The sequence below is a fragment of the Mucilaginibacter sp. P19 genome, from assembly GCF_050632265.1.
Lineage (GTDB): Bacteria > Bacteroidota > Bacteroidia > Sphingobacteriales > Sphingobacteriaceae > Mucilaginibacter > Mucilaginibacter gossypii.
Window position 1 is genome coordinate 1772816 of record NZ_CP192586.1, and the last position, 17976, is coordinate 1790791.

At 43.5% G+C, this 17976-nt stretch carries 13 protein-coding genes; 8 read left to right on the forward strand and 5 right to left on the reverse strand.

All coding sequences use genetic code 11. The features are described from left to right. The first annotated feature begins 321 nt into the window (after positions 1–321). From ACQ86K_RS08450 to ACQ86K_RS08470, 5 genes are all read left to right on the forward strand, one after another. A complete protein-coding gene (locus ACQ86K_RS08450; RefSeq protein ID WP_431200169.1) occupies positions 322–3453 on the forward strand; it encodes a TonB-dependent receptor in 3132 nt (1043 codons plus the stop codon). Between the two features lie 30 nt (positions 3454–3483). Further along, positions 3484–5040 carry a RagB/SusD family nutrient uptake outer membrane protein gene (locus ACQ86K_RS08455; protein WP_091171045.1) on the forward strand — a complete coding sequence of 519 codons (1557 nt, stop codon included), beginning with the start codon at positions 3484–3486 and terminating at the stop codon, positions 5038–5040. Positions 5041–5229: 189 nt separating this feature from the next. After that, on the forward strand, positions 5230–6717 hold the full coding sequence (locus ACQ86K_RS08460) for an arabinan endo-1,5-alpha-L-arabinosidase (protein WP_091171048.1): 1488 nt from the start codon (positions 5230–5232) through the stop codon (positions 6715–6717). A 537-nt stretch (positions 6718–7254) separates the two neighbouring features. Continuing rightward, positions 7255–7689, forward strand: a complete 435-nt coding sequence (locus ACQ86K_RS08465) for a CBS domain-containing protein (RefSeq protein WP_090524079.1) — start codon at positions 7255–7257, stop codon at positions 7687–7689. 404 nt (positions 7690–8093) lie between these two features. After that, positions 8094–9080, forward strand: a complete 987-nt coding sequence (locus tag ACQ86K_RS08470) for a DUF885 domain-containing protein (RefSeq protein ID WP_431200819.1) — start codon at positions 8094–8096, stop codon at positions 9078–9080. Positions 9081–9203: 123 nt separating this feature from the next. On the opposite strand, the gene ACQ86K_RS08475 is transcribed toward ACQ86K_RS08470, so the two are convergent. Beyond that, complete coding sequence (locus ACQ86K_RS08475) at positions 9204–9830, reverse strand: CatA-like O-acetyltransferase (RefSeq protein ID WP_091171060.1); 627 nt, start codon at positions 9828–9830, stop codon at positions 9204–9206. 143 nt (positions 9831–9973) lie between these two features. On the opposite strand from ACQ86K_RS08475, the gene ACQ86K_RS08480 reads away from it, so the two are divergent. After that, positions 9974–10816, forward strand: a complete 843-nt coding sequence (locus ACQ86K_RS08480; protein WP_091171062.1) for an isocitrate lyase/PEP mutase family protein — start codon at positions 9974–9976, stop codon at positions 10814–10816. A gap of 165 nt (positions 10817–10981) precedes the next feature. Further along, positions 10982–12226, forward strand: a complete 1245-nt coding sequence (gene fabF, locus ACQ86K_RS08485; protein ID WP_431200170.1) for a beta-ketoacyl-ACP synthase II — start codon at positions 10982–10984, stop codon at positions 12224–12226. A 59-nt stretch (positions 12227–12285) separates the two neighbouring features. On the opposite strand, the gene ACQ86K_RS08490 is transcribed toward fabF, so the two are convergent. From ACQ86K_RS08490 to ACQ86K_RS08505, 4 genes are all read right to left on the reverse strand, one after another. Next, positions 12286–13959, reverse strand: coding sequence for a patatin-like phospholipase family protein (locus ACQ86K_RS08490; protein WP_091171069.1), 1674 nt, complete (start codon positions 13957–13959; stop codon positions 12286–12288). Positions 13960–14052: 93 nt separating this feature from the next. Then, positions 14053–14226 carry a hypothetical protein gene (locus ACQ86K_RS08495; RefSeq protein WP_176844512.1) on the reverse strand — a complete coding sequence of 58 codons (174 nt, stop codon included), beginning with the start codon at positions 14224–14226 and terminating at the stop codon, positions 14053–14055. A 311-nt stretch (positions 14227–14537) separates the two neighbouring features. Continuing rightward, a complete protein-coding gene (locus tag ACQ86K_RS08500) occupies positions 14538–15365 on the reverse strand; it encodes a hypothetical protein (protein ID WP_091171575.1) in 828 nt (275 codons plus the stop codon). Between the two features lie 14 nt (positions 15366–15379). Continuing rightward, the gene (locus ACQ86K_RS08505) at positions 15380–17197 is read right to left on the reverse strand and encodes a PAS domain-containing sensor histidine kinase (protein ID WP_091171072.1); all 1818 of its coding nucleotides are present in this window, start codon (positions 17195–17197) and stop codon (positions 15380–15382) included. Positions 17198–17482: 285 nt separating this feature from the next. Between ACQ86K_RS08505 and ACQ86K_RS08510 the strand changes: the two genes are divergently transcribed. Next, a complete protein-coding gene (locus tag ACQ86K_RS08510) occupies positions 17483–17950 on the forward strand; it encodes a hypothetical protein (protein WP_129571878.1) in 468 nt (155 codons plus the stop codon). The last annotated feature ends 26 nt before the right edge of the window (positions 17951–17976 follow it).

A 17976-nucleotide genomic window follows, 5' to 3' on the forward strand; every position in this document is an offset into this window, starting at 1 on the left:
AACCATAAAAAATGGGAAGATGTTCCCGCATCCCCCCATTATAATGTGGTACAAGTTAACTACCAGTCCTTCTATAAACCAAATAGTTAAAATAACCTTAATGCTAAATTATGAAAAAAATGCACACCGCATTAACCCATTGCGGCTGAACCAATTTTTGAAAGTACTTCTTATGTTTAAATTTATCTGTATCCTGGTACTCGCCTCCTCGTTGCAGGCGTTTTCAAAGGGATATGGTCAGACCCGCATCAACGTTAATTTTCAAAACATGCCCCTGAAAAAGGCGTTAAAGGAAATCGAAAAAAGTCTGACTATCGCTTTTTGTATAACGACGATATGTTGTTGAAAAACGATATGCCCGCCAGTTTAAATACAAAAGATGCATCGCTTGAAGAGGTGATGAAAATTGTACTTAGCAATACCAACCTGAGTTATACGCTGGGTGATAATAACCTGGTTATACTTACAGAAAAGGGCAAGGCAATGGCCCCCGGTACTGTGAGTGGTAAGGTAACCGATGATGAAGGCCTGCCTTTGCCTGGCGTTACTGTAAAAGTAAAAGGGACGAACGTAAGTGCACAAACCGACGTGCAGGGCCGTTATAATATAAAAATACCCGATGTTAACACGGAAGGTGTGGTGCTTGTATTTTCATTTGTTGGCTACACTTCACAGGAGGTGACAATAAGTGGCAATTCGCTCATCAATATACAGTTGAAAGCAGCATCCAATTCTTTAAACGAGGTAATTGTGGTTGGATACGGCACACAGAAAAAGGAAAATCTTACAGGTTCGGTTGCTGTGGTGAACGTAAAGGACGCCAATAAACGTGTAACTCCCGATGTTGCAAGGGCCTTGCAGGGGCAGGTTGCGGGCGTACAGGTAAATGGTTCAGGTGTACCGGGCGAAGGCGTTTCTATCCGGATTCGTGGTGTGAGCTCGCTGATCAACAACAACCCGCTATATATCATTGATGGTGTACCAACTATGGAACCTTTCGATTTCCCTACAACTGATATCGAAAGCATGCAGGTAATTAAAGATGCGTCGGCAGGTGCCATTTATGGTTTCCGCGGTGCCAATGGTGTGGTTATCATCACTACTAAAAAAGGCCGCAACGGCGCCATGAAGATCAACTACAATGGTTATGCAGGCTTCCAGAAAAATCCAAAAACACTGTCTGTTACTGACAGGGTAGGGTACCAAAAAATTGCCAATGCTGCCGAAACCAATGCTGGCTTATCATTGGCTCCGGGCAATGATCCGTCATCAAGCAAATTTATCAGCAACGTAAATACCGACTGGCAAAAATCGGGCTTCAGAACAGGCTACACCCAAAGCCATGACCTTGGCTTATCCGGCGGTAACGAAAACATGAGCTATAACGTCGCCTTTGATTATTTTAACCAAACCGGCACAACCGTGTCTGGCCCTTCATATACGCGCTATAACCTGAGTGGTAATATCCAGGGTAAAAAAGGCATCGTGTCTTTCGGTACTAAGTTTGCCTATACCGAAGGCGATTATAACAATCTGGCATATCCACATTTACATGGTACAGGTAACCAGATAGTTGATCTTGTTACAGCTATCCCTACCATGCCTATTTACGATCCTAACCGTGTTGGTGGTTATGGCGGTGTTGATCAAAATACCCAAAGGGCCATCTCTTTGAATATTATTGGTGTAAATAATTTGTTAAACAGCACGGGGCAACGCAATCGTATGCTGGCATCGGCATGGATGGAGATTGAGTTTATCAAAAACCTGAAATATCGTCTTAACGCAAGCTATGACCGTAACGATTTCAAGAACACTTATTTCGACCCTATTTATGACCTGGGCTGGTTTTATCCCAACACAACGGCTTACTACAGCGATGCCCGTGGTAATTACTATACCGCCCTTGTTGAAAATACGCTGAGCTACAAATTCAATATCAAAAAGCATAATGTAGAATTACTGGCAGGTACGGCTTATCAAAAAGATAAGAATGATAACCTTACCGGTATAGCCTATAATCTGCCGCAGCCATACCTGTTTGCGTTTGATAATGTGAGTAACACTACCGATAAAACAGTATTTGGCAACAGCAACGAGCGTAAATTTTACTCGCCAATATTTGGCCGCGTAAACTACAACTATGATGATCGTTACCTGCTAACCGCCAATTACAGGCGTGATGGTACATCGCAGTTGCCAGCGTATAACCGCTTTGGTAATTTTGCCGGCGTATCTGTTGGCTGGAATATCAATAAAGAAAAATTCCTGCACCTGCCCGAAGCTATTACCCAATTAAAATTAAAGGCGGGATACGGTACATTGGGTAACGTAAACGCGCTTGCATTTTACCCATACCAGGCCGTTGTAAATGCCAATGCCAGTTATGTATTTGGTAATACATTGGCGCCTGGCGCAACCCAAACACAGGTATTTGACCAAACTAACAAATGGGAGCAAAAACGTACCAGCAACGTTGGTTTGGATTTGAGCCTTTTTCAGGATCGGTTAAGCTTTTCGTCGGAGTATTATGTTAACAAAATTATAGGCATTCTTTTACCTGTGCCAATCCCGGTTTCCGTAGGCGCTATTAACACTCCACTGGTTAATGCTGCTTCTTTTACCAATAAAGGTATTGAGTTTACGGTCACTTATCGCAGCAGGGATAACGGTCCGTTCAATTACACCATCAGCGCAAACGCTTCAACGGTTAAAAATAAAGTATTATCCTTAGGCAATGGTGGTAACCCAATTTACGGTGCATACAGCAAAACAGCTGTTGGCGGTGAGGTAGGCGAGCTGTATGCATTTAAAACTGAAGGTATTTTCAAAGATGCAGCAGATGTAGCGGCTCATGCCACCCAAACAGGGGCAGCCCCGGGCGATGTTAAGTTTGTTGATACTGATCATAACGGCATCATCAACGATAACGACCGTGTTTACTTAGGCTCCGCTATACCAAAACTTTACTATGGCTTTAACTTCAGTGCTAATTATAAAAGCTTTGATGCATCAGTATTTATACAAGGTAACTATGGCAGTAAAATAGCCAATGGGGTGTACCAGTCTTTAATGACAGGCCAATATACCAACGCCAGCACTGATGAATTAAATTACTGGACACCAACTAATACCAACACCAACGTGCCCCGCCCTATCATAGGTGATCCTAATGCCAATAACCGCAATTCGGACAGGTTTATTCAGAGCGGCTCTTACGCCCGCCTGCAAACCGCGCAATTGGGTTATACGCTCCCAACAAGTTTGCTGAACCGTACACATGTGATCAGGAGCTTGCGGGTTTACCTGTCTGGACAAAATCTGTACACCATCACTAAATACAAGGGCTTCGACCCGGATTTTATTAACGATGGTACCATTAACCGCGGTTTTGATTACGGTTCGTTCCCTAATCCGCGCACTTTACTGGTAGGCTTACAATTAGGATTATAAAAACTGATTAACGATTTAACATTATTTATAATGAAAACGATATATACAAAGGCATTATTAACGCTATTGTTGGTAGCTGCATTTGCCATGGGATGCAAAAAGAGTGATTTAACCACAGTAAACCCTAACGCACAAACCACCCAAACGTTTTGGCAAAATGCCAGTGATGCCGTAAAGGGAATCAATGCGGTATACGGCAGTTTAATCATTGATGGTTCATACATGCGCTTTTCGCCGATAGTGGAAAACACAAGGGGCGATGATGCGACAAGCTATAGCCCCTGGGACCAGATCTATAACATGGGTAAGTTTAATATGCAAAGCACCGGTGCCGGTGTGCTGTTTTCATGGACAGCCTACTACCAGGGTATTTTACGCGCAAACGAAGTGCTGAAATATGTACCCGCCATTAATATGGATGCCGAACTGAAGAAACGTGTATTAGGCCAGGCTTATTTTCTGCGAGGCCTGTACTATTTTCACCTGGCCGATTTTTATAAAAACGTGCCTATGCCGTTGGTTCCTGCCGGCTCAAGTGCCGATTATTTTCAAAAACAACAGCCCCAGGATGTAGTTTGGGCGCAAGTGATCAGCGATTTTAAAGCTGCCGAAGGTATGCTGCCAACAACTTACAGTGGCTTATCGCCCGATGGACAGATAGGTCGCGCTACCAGGGGAGCAGCAGCGGCGTTTCTGGGGAAAACCTACCTGTTTACAAAAAAATACGCCGAAGCTGCTGCCGAGTTCAAATCAGTTATTGATATGGGTACTTATAGCCTTGTGCCTAATTACTACGATAACTTTTTTGCCAATAATGAAAATAACTCCGAATCAATTTTTGAGGTTCAGTTTTCAAGGGATGCCGGAGGTACTGATCTGGGCTGGGGAGGCGATCCGTCATCAGGATGGGGCCGTACATCTGCCCGTGCCATCACCTTTGGCGCGGCGAGCTTTGGTTTTACAGATGTGCAGCCAACGCCTGCATTATACAATGAATATCTGCAGGAGAAAACAACCAGCGGCGGTGTCGACCCACGTTTGGATGTAACCATGTATTACAACAAACCCGGCGAAAAATTATATAACCAGGATTTTGCCGCCCGCTACGCCGGCAGCTCCTCATTAAATGCCCTGTTTTGCCATAAGTATGAAAATGGCGACAGCGGCCAGGCCGATGAGTATGACTGGAGATCAGGTATCAACGAAAGATTGATGCGTTATGCTGATGTACTGCTGATGTACGCTGAGTGTTTGAACGAATTGGGCCAGACAAACGATGCTTATCAATACATCCAGCGGGTACGCAGCCGTGTTGGTTTGCCAAACTTAGCTACGGTAAAACCGGGCATGAGCCAGGCTGAGATGCGCGATCAGATAGGTCACGAACGTTTCCTGGAGTTTTCGTTGGAAGGTCACCGTTTTGATGATATCCGTCGCTGGGGCTGGTTACAGGATGCAACTAAACTGGCCTGGCTAAAGTCCCGCGACCCGGAATTTAATACCTATACCGCAGGTAAGGAGTATTTGCCGATACCGCTTAGCGAAGTGCAAACCAATGTTGGTTTGGTACAAAATACGGGGTATTAGCCCCATCCAACCTTAGTTAACAACCCTTGTCATTTCGATAGAGCAAGGGGGGACGAGCGAGGGGGCGAGAGAGAAATCTTGTACGATACACAAAGCGGATAAGCAAGTCCACAAAGTATGTAGTATAAGATTTCTCGCTATCACTCGAAATGACATGAGTTTTTAGATAAGAACGAGACGAACACGACGATGAATACAGCGAAAAATCTATATTTAATAACCGCATTGACAACAGTGCTGTTTTCCTGCTCAAAAAAGGAGACACCTGCGCCAACTAAAACGGATACTACCACGACTCCACCGGTAACAACAGCGTTTGATATCAACAGTATCAGTGATACTTATGCGGATATTGCGGCATTTACCTATTATCCTAAGTGGACAGTGTATAACGTGCATGACCCATCCATTAAAAAGTTTGGTGATTATTATTATTGCTATAGTACTGATGTGGCTTTTGGTACTGATGTAAGGCCGGGCCTGCAAATCCGCAGGTCGAAGGATTTGGTGCAGTGGGAGTATGTGGGTTGGGTATTTTCGTCATTGCCGGCGCAGGGATCTGCCTATATTACGGGTAAAGGCGGTACGCCTTACAACGCCTTATGGGCACCTTACGTAATGAAGGTGGGTTCGGAGTACAGATTGTATTATTCGCTTTCATCGCCTGTAGCACGCCTGAGTGTTATCGGTATGGCGACGGCTTCATCGCCTGACGGCCCCTGGACGGAGAAAGGCCTCGTTGTAACATCAACCAATGATGCCAGTATCCAAACCAACGCTATCGACCCAACCGTAATAACTACAACCACCGGCGAGCAGTATATGTACTATGGCTCGGCCTGGGACGGGATCTATATCCTTAAACTTGATCCTTCAACCGGCCTGGCGGCCAGTTCGGGCGATAAGGGCAAGCGCATAGCTAACCGCGGTTTTACCGGCGGCAAATACAATGGTAACATTGAAGGCGCGGAAGTGATCTACAACCCCGATCTGAAAAAGTATTTCCTGTTTATCAGTTATGACTGGCTGCAAACCAAGTATAATGTTAGGGTTGGGCGGGGCGATAGCCCGACCGGTCCGTTTTATGATTATAACGGGCATGACATCAATACCAATGAAGATCATGGCCCTATGATCCTTGCGCCATACCAGTTCAGCAACCAAAGCGGCTGGCAGGGCACAGGGCATTGCGCAGTGTTTGACAACGGTAGCGGGCAATATTACATGGCGCACCAGGGCAGGCCGGGTATTAACTCGTACTTTATGGACCTGCACGTTCGTAAAATATCATGGACAACCGACGGCTGGCCAATAGTATCGCCTGAGCGCTATGCCAATGTTGCTCAAACAACTATAGCTGCGACCGATGTGGCAGGGACCTATGAAAAAATCACGCTGAATTATCATGTTGTACCGGGTTATGGTACCGAGCAAACCAATCCGGATTTCCAGGTTTCAACAACCTTTAAACTGGACGTTGCCGGTACTATTGATGGTAACGCTGCTGATAAATGGACATTTACCGCTCCATGGCTTGAGCTTAAATACAGCAACGGCGATAATTACAAGCTAAAAGTTGAACGCGAGCGCGACTGGGAAAACAAAATAACATCAACCCTGATATTTACCGGGTTAGATAACCATGGCACTGCCATTTGGGGAAAGAGAAAACAATAGGTTTGTTTTTATATAGGTTGGTAGCCCTTCGGTTTAATTACCGGGGGCTTTTTTAATCAAAGAAACCGAGATTGTTGGTGAAGCTATTTTGTCAGCGCCTTTTATTATTAGAGTAACTTATTCAAAAAGTTACGATAAAAACAAAAAAAGAGGTTGAATAAATATGGCGTCAAATCTTCTGTAAAACCTCCGCTGTTTTTACTCTTATCAGTTTTATTATCTGATTTTTAATTAGTTATGTATGTTTCATCGAATATACTAATTAGCTGATTATCAATTTGTTTTATTTTTATGCTGTCCCGCGTTTCAGACTCAAAAAATGGAACATTTGTTTTTCTGCAAAAAAGACAGCCGGCATTTTTTTAATTTTTTTTCGGGAATCAAAAAATTGGGACACCCGTTTTGTTACAATATAAGGATTGGTTTAACTGCATGGCCGAACGGTTTTTTTAGCCTGAATAGATTTTGTTTTCCACAATCCATTGTTTTTCTGTTACTTATTCGTATCTTGAATTTACCAAATTAACCTGAGTATTTATGAAAAGTGTAAAGCATATCCTGGCCCGTAAGGGAAACAATGTTACTGCAGTACCTGCTGATACCACCGTGTTTAACGTGTTGAAACTGATGGCCGAAAAAAACATCGGCTCGGTAGTGGTAACTGAAAATGGCAGGTATATGGGCCTGATGACAGAGAGGGATTACTCCCGTAAAATCATTTTAATGGGTAAACACTCCGACGAAACCACCGCTGGCGAGATCATAAGTACCAATTTCCCGAGGATCACCCCCGAATCATCAGTTGATGAATGCATGCTGATCATGAGCGAAAATAATATCAGGTATTTACCGGTGTTTGATGTGGCCGATCAGCTATGCGGTATTATTTCAATGAGTGATGTGGTGTACGAAACTATCCATTCGCAACGGGAAACCATTGAGCAATTGCACAGCTACATCCAGTCAACTTAAGCAAAATGCTTTTGGATTGCTGATAATGGTTAACAGGAGTTTTGTTTTTGCATAAATTAATCAAAGCAAATATTTAGGTTTGTTAACCACTCCGTTGTTATGAGGCGACCTCTTGTTTTTTTGTTTTTTATTTTAACTTCTTCTTTTGCTTTTGGTCAGCAAACGTTTGATGCTTTTTGCAATGATTTTGTAGCCGGCTACACTAAATTGCATTTGCCCCAACTTGAACTAAGCTACACAAACGGATTAGAACATATCGGCACCGCTGCTGATGTGCAAAAACAGTTAGCTTTTTTAAAAAAGTTAAGACTGATTTATCAGCCTTCAAAGCAGGTCAGCTCAGCGAACCGGAAAACGTAGATTATCAGCTGATCAGCTATGAAACCGCCCTTAATTTAGAGCGGATTAAACTTGAGCAGGATTGGTTAAAAAATAAACCTGCTGTAATCCCCACAGGCGGCATTATCACTATCCCCAACGGCAAAGCCTGGTATGCCTACCTGCTAAAACGCTGGACCAGTGCCAGCGCCACTCCTGATGAGATCTACCAGTTTGGCCTTAGCGAAGTGGCCCGCGTTCAAAAGCACATCGAAGCTATCCGCCAGCAAACCGGGTTAAACGAAGATGATTTTTATAAGCACCTCAATGATCCTTCCTTTTTTATCATCGACCCGAAGTTAGTTCAGCAAGCCTTCGAAAATACCAAAGAGGTTATTTATGCCAACATGCCCAAACTTTTTAGTAATACCAACATAGCCCCGCTAAAAATTGTAAAAGGCGAAAACAGGCAACTGGCACAAACGCCCGGCTATTACGATAATAATGCGTTTTACTATAACCTTTTTGATAAGCCATACAATAAGCGGCAGGTCGACTGGCTTTTTATGCACGAGGGAGTTCCCGGCCACCATTACCAGGCGGGTACGGAGGCGCAAACCAAAACGTCGGCAGTGCAGCAGTTGTTTTATTATATGGGCTTTGCTGAGGGTTGGGCGGCATATACCGAAGAGTTAGGCAAACAACTTGGCGTATACAAAATGCCTTATGATGAGCTGGGTAAATGGGAGTGGGATATTGTACGGTCGGTACGCGTACCCTTGGATGTAGCGCTTAATTATTACGGCTGGACAGATGAACAGGCGCTGGCATTTTGGAGAAAGAATATCCGGGGGCAGGATGATATTGCCATGCGCGAAATTGCCCGCATGCGCCGCTGGCCGGCACAGGTAGTTACCTACAAGTATGGCGCATTACAAATACTGCACTGGAAAGAGGAATTGCAGCAAAAGCAGGGTGCCCAATTTAACATCAGGGATTTTCATTCACGCGTGCTTGATCATGGCTCGCTGCCATTGTTTATGGTTAAGGAGAATGTGTTTAAAAAAAGTTAAACTTTTTATCTTGTAAATCAATAGATGGAAAGATAGCACCAGAGGTGCTAAAGGGTTGTAGAATAATTATTAAAGGGTTTTAGCGTGCCTGAGGTACGCAACTTCTGCGCGTTTTACGGTAGCCTAAAATCCTTTGTTCAGCAGCTCCTGGTAACAATCTATATACTGGCCCACGTGGATGCCATCAATCAACGCGTGATTTACATGCACGGATACCGGCATGGTGCGCTTACCATGATGTTCTGTCATTTTACCAAACGAAACCTTAGGGCAGCTATCCATAAATGAAAACATGCGTGCATGTGACAGTGAGGTGAAATTGATCCAGGGTAGCGAAGAAAAACGGATTACATTGTTTAAAGCCTTGCGTTCAAGCAGGTTGTTACTTTGTACCCGTTCAATTTCCTTGTTGGCGTCGCGGGCAAAATCTTCGAACAAGGGATGAAAGGGCCATTCACCAAAGCCAAACGTGCCATTAGCCCGCGGAACTGTTGAGCTGGCATCAATCTGGTCGTAAATAAAAACATCATTGCCCTCCATACGATATTTGAAAGGCTCAATAATTTGCGAGGCAGCTAAAGACTGATACATGGTATAAAGGAAAAATGAGATCCCGTTATCCTTCACAAACTTATAGGCGGCTGTTACATCAACGTTTACGTTTACGCCATAATAGGGCTCCTCAAACTGTTTAAAAAAGTTGTAATGCTCTTTCCTGGTCCAATTTTCAATATCTATTTTTTGTTTCATAACTATTGCTGTTGCAATAATAGGGATATTAAGTCGGAAGTTAGAAGTCGTAAGTCTTAAGTCAAAAAGCAAATTTGTGGCTTAAGACTCATGATTGCAGGTTAACTTTTGCTTAATTTCGATAAACACTAATCTGCTTTCAAATGTCATCTGCAATAAACGATTCCCAATATCAAAAAGCCGAAGTTTTTAAAGCCCTGCATGAACGTGATGGCCTGTTTGTTATCCCTAATCCCTGGGATGCCGGTTCGGCTAAGATTTTAACAGGGTTAGGTTTTGAAGCTTTTACTACTACAAGCGCCGGATTGGCCTATGCGCTCGGCCGACCGGACGGGCATGCGATGATCGGTCGGGAGGAAACGCTTGATAATGCATTGGCTATTATCAATGCCACACATTTACCGGTAGCTGCCGATTTGGAGAATGGTTTTGGCGATACGCCGGAGATTTGTGCCCAAACTATCTTAGCCGCAGCGGGAGTGGGACTGGTTGGCGGCTCGATAGAGGATGCCACAGGTAACGACCGTGATCCCATTTACAATTTTGAGCTTTCGGTTGCACGGGTAAAGGCTGCTGTTGAAGCGGCGCGGAGTTTACCTTTTCATTTTATGCTAACCGCCAGGGCCGAAAATATGATCCACGGGAAAATAGACCTGCAGGACACCATAAAACGCCTTGTTGCTTTTGCCGATGCAGGTGCTGATGTTCTTTTTGCGCCAGGCCTCAAAACGAGGGAGCAAATAAACGAAGTAGTGAAGGCCGTAGCCCCCAAATCAGTAAATATTGTACTTGGCGCAGCAGGTTTTGATATTAGCTTCAATGAACTTGCCGGCCTGGGTGTAAAAAGGGTAAGTCTTGGTTCGGCATTGGCAAGGGCTGCTTTGGGCGCTTTTCAGCGGGCCGCTGTTGAACTTTCACAGGGAAGTTATGGTTTTGTAAATGATGCTGTTCCTTATTCGGAATTAAATAAGATTTTTGGAAAATAATCGAATCTGTTTCCTTGATTTAACCATGATGGTTTTTGAACTATTTTAACTTTTGGTCATGCCATAACCTGGTAATTTTCAGCGTGTAAAACCGATACATGTTGAATTGTCAAAATACCATTTGGTATATTGTTATATCTTTGCGCCGATTTTAATAAAACCATCATGTTAAACAGAGTAGTTATAACAGGTCTGGGCGCTTTGACACCGCTTGGAAATAATGTAAAAACTTATTGGCAAAACTTAATTGCCGGTAAAAGCGGCGCTGCAACCATCACCCGTTTTGATGCATCATTATTCCGTACGCAATTTGCCTGCGAACTGAAAGATTTCAATATCACAGATCACCTGGATAAAGCCGAATTAAAACGTACCGATACCTTCACCCAGTATGCGCTTGTTGCAGCCGATGAAGCTATCAAAGATTCGGGTTTTGATCTGAGCAAAATGGATCCCTTTGATGTTGGTATTATCTGGGGCAGCGGACAAGGCGGTATGGAAACTTTTGAGGAGCAGGTAACTGAGTATGCCAGGGGTAACGGACAGCCCAGGTTTAGCCCGTTCTTTGTACCTAAGTTCATTTCTAATATGGCTTCGGGAATAATCTCTATCCGTAACGGTTTTATGGGGATTAACTACACAACGGTTTCGGCCTGTGCAACATCAAATACAGCTATTATGGATGCTTTTAATTATATCCGTTTGGGTAAGGCTAAGATCATAGTTACTGGTGGTTCTGAAGCGCCTATAACCCCGGCTTCAATTGGGGGTTTTAGTTCGATGAAAGCTATGTCTGCCCGTAATAATGATCCGCAACACGCTTCAAGGCCATTTGATATTGATCGTGATGGTTTTGTTATGGGCGAAGGCGCAGGCGCTTTGGTGCTTGAAGATTATGAACATGCAGTGAGTCGTGGTGCCCATATTTATGCTGAAGTTACCGGAGCATCTATGACTGCTGATGCATACCACATGACAGCCACTCACCCGGAAGGATTAGGTGCTGCCCGTGCCATGCAGCAGGCCCTTACCGAATCGGGTTTAAGTATTGAAGACGTCGACTACCTGAACATGCATGCTACCTCAACTCCGGTTGGTGATCTTTCAGAGATCAACGCCCTGCTTGCGGTTACAAAAGGCAAAGCAACAGATACTATTATAGGTTCAACCAAATCCATGACTGGCCACCTGCTGGGGGCCGCCGGAGCTATTGAAGCTATCGCAGCCATAAAATCAATTGAAAATCAAATAATACCACCAACAATCAATACCACAACTTTAGACCCCGCTATTCCGGATAATTTGAAGTTTGTATTGAAAGATGCCATCGACCATAAAGTAAAAGTAGCCATGAGCAATACTTTTGGCTTTGGCGGGCATAACGGAATAGTGGTATTTAAAGCAGTATAAAAGCCATTGAAGCCTTACGAAGTTTTAAGAAACTTCGTAAGGCTGAATTTTTTAGACCGCTACGGCAGCAGTTTCCATGTTTTAAGTTCTTCTTTGATCACTACCATTATTTTGTTGGTTACCATACGGTTCAGGATCACTTTAGCGCCTATCCATAATAAGCTTTTGGTGAGCCAGCCAAGGTCTGCCACATTAAGCATAATGGTTTGGATACGATCTTTCAAGCCGCTGCTAAACCTGTCGATATCTTTTTCTTTAAGCGTGGGCCAGTTGGTACCCGAACTGAATTTAATATCGGGGAATTTGATATCTTGTTCAAATACCGGGATGATTTGGTAGCTATCGTTTTGTGTCGATTTAAATCTGGCCAGATCTGCATTAGCATAGCCATCTTTAAAAATGGGGTTAGTGGTAAGTGCTTTGGCTGGTATGGTAAAGTAATCACGCAAAAAGATCTTACAATTGTGCCGGCCTAAAAAGAAATCATGTACCCTGAATTCTTTATTTAAAAATCCGCTAAAACCGCTCAACGCACCACAGGCAATGGCTTGTTCGCCGGTTAGGTCTGTCGATTTGCCATCGGGCGTATCTACACGGCGCGATGGCGTGATCAGGTACTGACCTGCGCAATCATCATCCATTGCGTCTTTAATATTAACCGCTTTTGAGCGCATTTGCGATAGCATGGATGATAGCGTTAAACCTATCACATTTAATATAGCCCGTGATTGCGAAATTGGTTTTGGCGGTTGGGTAGGAAAAGGTTCAATCATCAGTACGGTTGAAACAAATTTGTTAAAGTTGTTATAATCAACGCTCGGTTGGGCTGTAAGGTCGTCTAAAACACTGCGTACTTTATCAAACGGCTCGTTGTTGATCATACCACCGTCGACGTTCAGGGTTTGATAACCGCCTGCATCAATTGGAGCATTGGTTAAGTAATTGCTTAACCATGGGTTATTGTTAACATACTGGGCGTCGCGTTTAACTATCCTTGATTGCAACCCAACCGGAAAGGCGCCGGTAGCCATTGCAGCGTCGGCGGCTATATCCGTGTTAATATTATTTTTCAGGTCAAGCGGCATCCATCCGTTATTATGCCCGGCAATGGCGTTTTCGGTAAGCTCAAAGCATGCGTAATCATTATGGATGCGCATATTATATTTGGTACGCTGTGAAGATGACGAATTGAACGGAACATTGTAGGCGTAGCCCTGCAGGTTTGTAAGCGTGGTAAAGATCTTTAAACCGGGTTTAATATAAGTGGGCAGCGGTTGCCATTGTTTTGGATCGGCGGTAACTACCCGTTTGGCAACATCATTAATAAAATCAGAATTCAGTGCCGATATTACACCCGAGCTTTTAATGTCGCTGGTATCCAGCATTTTTGTGAACATATCAGCCTGAATAAGGTCGACCCAGGAGTGGTAGAGCTTGTTTTCGGGATGCTCGGCTAAAAGATCTCCTGATGGCTTGTCGATATGGGTTATCGGGTTGTTAAGGGAGGATGCGGCCATTATACTGGTCATACCGCCTGCCGACGCACCGCCCATTACCGGGATCTGCACTTTGTGCGATGGTACGCCTGGCTCACTGCGGTGCTTGTCCCATTCGGCTAATGCCTGGAGCAGGTAATCAATAACGCCTGCTGTGTAAGCCCCGGCAGACACGGCTCCGGCCATACAAAGTCCTACATAAAATACTTGCTGATCTGAAGTTTTATCTGCTTCCATGAGATAGATATTAGGTTGGGTTGCTAAATTTAAAAAAATGACTGCACAAAATGATACGTGAAACTACGTGAGTTGATAGCGGGTTTTACCCGATCACATGGCTTTATCGGCTTTTTGCGGTTTGGGATGTTCCCTTGGTTTAAGTTCCCGGTCAATAATTTGTTGTTCAAAGCTTTTCTCGTCTTTGCGGTCGGTTTTTACTATCCATACTATTAATGTTATTAACAAGGTTATTACAATGCCTACTGTAAAATAATTGATTTGCATGTTTATATATTTGGTTAGCTAAATTTACCCCGGCTGTATTAACTGACAATTAAATTTAAGCATGAAATAAAATCAGCCACAAACCCTGATTCATGATTGGATAGGATCTAATAAAAAAATACACTATGCAGGCCCATGTAGCCGCATTACTCTTGCAGTTAAAGATCTTTGAGGCTGGCAGAAGTACAAATCCTGAAGCATCCGGCTGAACCTTTCTGGGGCGGTTATGCCGGTTTTATTGCCCATCCTGAAGGCAATTCCTGGGAAATCTGTTATAATTCGTATGTTGAAAAATGATGAATGCTTTAAACCTATAGTTGGACATGAATATGGTCGTCATGCCTTACCGCACGGCATCCGTGAAATCGTAGCTTGGGTGTTTGGATGCCCAGACGATTTTTTAAATGAGGTTCGATAAATATTTTATTGATGACATATTGCGATGCAAAGAGGGTTACAAGTGCCTTTGTTCGTAAACTATCAAAAGTAAAATTAACTTTATTGCTCTGGGGAACCATTTTAGTCAAAAAGCTGTACTGCCAATAACCCTTTATCAGGCAGGCCTGTGTTGTGTTGATTTCACCGGCGCGCGGCTCTTCACTAATTCCGTATCCGATTGGCGAAGGTGTTTTATCGGTTTCTAAGCCTGTTTTGTTATCAATATAAAAAAATGCAAGATCGAGTTTTTTACCATCGTTATGACTCAGGTGGGGCATAAGCGGAAACCCATTAATGAACGGAAAGCTCGCGTCAAGATAATTCAGGGCACTTCCCGGATATTTATGGTTCATTTCGGCAGCTACGGCAAATGCAGCCTGCTTAAGTTGTGGGCGAACATAATTACGATTGAACAGGCAGGTTAGCCGGTTTAGCGGCTTTAAATGATTGATTTGGGAGAAGGGGAGCGGCACCCTGCCCGAAAGTCTGGCAAGCGGAGGTACAATTAAAAAAGTGGTAAGGCAATATAACACCATAAAAACTACAGCCTTGGTGATTTGGCGGTAATATTTATTATTTAAGGTTTTGTTGATTAGTTTGTGCAGGCTAATTGAAATGAGATAAACCAGCCCACCAATTTGTGTAAAAACAGTGAGCAGGCAAAACAATAAAACGATGATTATGGGTTTTACTATTTTCAATCGGGATTTAAATTTCAATTTAGCGGTATCGTAAACCAAAAAGTACTGCCTTTGTCCACTTCGCTTTCAACCCCCATTTCGCCGCCGTGAAGCTCAATGATCTCGGCGCTGATATATAAGCCAAGTCCAAGCCCTGAATATTGAATACCCGAAGTATCAACCCGGTAGTAGCGTTCAAATAAATGCGGGATGTTTTCCGGCGGGATTCCCCTGCCGAAATCCTGTACCGATATTTTGGCCATGTTGTCCTGTTTACTGATATTGATGACAATCCGGTTGCTGTCGGGCGCATATTTAACCGCATTGTTTACAAAATTAACAACAACCTGGTCTATCCGTTGCCTGTCTGCGTATAGTTCCAGATCGGTGTCGCCTGTAAGCTCAAGTTCATGCGTACCTGCAAGCCTCACGTGGTCGCAGCATTCATTGATCATTTGGGCTGCCAAAAAATGTGTTTTATGAAGTGCAAGCTGCCCGGCGGTAATTTTTGAAACGTTAAGTAAGCTATCAACCAGCTGCTGCATTTTATTCAGGCTGCTGTTGCCGCGGTTAATAAACTGAGGGATCTTATCAGATGAGGGATCAACCTTGATCAATCTGTCGAGCAATTGCATGGACGCCTTGATCGATGTCATCGGTGTTTTTAGCTCATGACTGGCAACGCTTATAAAATCATCTTTTTGTTGTTGCAGGTGTTTAAATTCGGTTATATCAAGCAAGGTGCCCAGAATACGCAACGGTTTGTTTATTGAACCATAATAAACTTTGCCTTGCGCCCTGATCCAGCGTAAAGAGCCATTTGGCCAGATAATTCTTGCCTCATAAAAAAGTTTTCCGGTAGTAAGCGCGGTTTTATGAGCATTATTACGTAGTTCAAGGTCATCGGGATGCAGTGCTTTCAAAAATAAATCGCGGGGGGCATCTCGGCCAACTCCAAAAATAATGTTAAACCTTTCGGATGTAAGTATCTCTTCGGTAACCAGGTCAAGATCAAAGGTGCCTATTTCAGCAGCTTCAACGGCCAGCCTGGCCCTTTCTTCAGCTTCCTCAATTTTGCGGCGTGCAAAAACTTTTTCAGTTACATCAATGGCAATTACCATAATGGCGCTTATCTCGCCGTCAAAACCTTTAACAGGTTCATAAACAAAATCAATAAATACCATTTCGGGTACGCCATTGCGTACAAGCAGCAGTTTATGCTCCTTGGCGGTAATCGGTTGCCCTGTTTCAATAACATTATCCATTACGGGGGCATACAATTCGGCCGTTTCAGGGATGGCTTCCCAAACGCCCCGGTTTTCCATTTCTACACGTTTACGGCCTACCAGCTCAAGATACGAGTCATTCACTACTTCAATTACCAGATTATCGCTGTTTATAATGCAAATGCCCACGGGTGCTTGCCTCACCATGTTATACAAGGTATGCCTGCTCTCTTCCATAGCCTGTCTGGCATGTTCAATTTCGGTAACATCTGTCGAGAAACAAATAACGCCAACTATTTTACCGCGCGAGTTACGTACAGCCTGATAGGTAAACTTGTAATAATTAATTTGCCGTTTGCCGTTAATTATAAATTCGGCAGGTGCATTGTTGCCGTGATAAGTTTCGCCGGTACGGTATACTTCGCTTATGAGGCTGCTGAACGGCTGGCCCTGAAGGTCGGGTAGCGCCTCGTCAAAAGGTTTTCCAATTATCGACTTATCTTTCCCCCATGCCTTTAAGGTAGCATCATTGGCTATGGCAATGAGCTTATCCGGGCCCATACACATATACACCGGAAAAGGCGAGGCCTCAATAATGCTTCGGAAAAAGTTTTCTGTAGGTTCCAAGTTATGGCGTGGTTTTATTCGGTAAAAGATGCTCCCAAAAATAAAAATATTTTCGTACAGATTTAAATATGCAGGGCAGGTTCTGTTATGGTTTATTGATAATTAAAGAATTATCTGCACAGATTTTCAGATTAATTACAGATCTGCTCAAAAAGTGCAAAAAATGATCTTTATAGGCGAAAGACACCGGCTTGCTGTATGGCCGGGTACGGTTGCATTGCTTAGGTGTGATAGGCATATTTTTTTGATCAAAGCCTACCCACATTTGATCAAAAAATATCACAAATGAAAAATAAATTTTTATTGGCATGTATAGTAGGGTTATTATCTGCCAGCACCATGTATGGCCGTACGGCTGCCGAAACAGGATACGCCGGCGTGATCCGCGATTTCATTGACAGCCACATGACCTCCAACTTTAAAAAATTAAAATCAATAATGAGTGACAATTCTGTATTGAAGTTACCCCGCGGCGAAAAGGTACTTGTACAGGAAAAAGACGACCTGGTAAGCATGATGAAAAAGGATGCCGGTACCCAGCAAAATTGCCAGTCGGGTTACGAAGTGCTTGCCAAAAGCGATGCCATGGTAATTGCACGGGTTGATTTTAATTATGAAAACTGCGCACAGCATGATTACCTGATCATCGAGAAAAATGAGCGGCAGGACTGGAAAATTACCCAGGTTTGTAAAATGTTTGAGGACATAAAAACACCTTTAAATAACGACAATTCTGTGGTAGCTAAAAACTAAATTTTACTTCCTTAACCGACAATAAT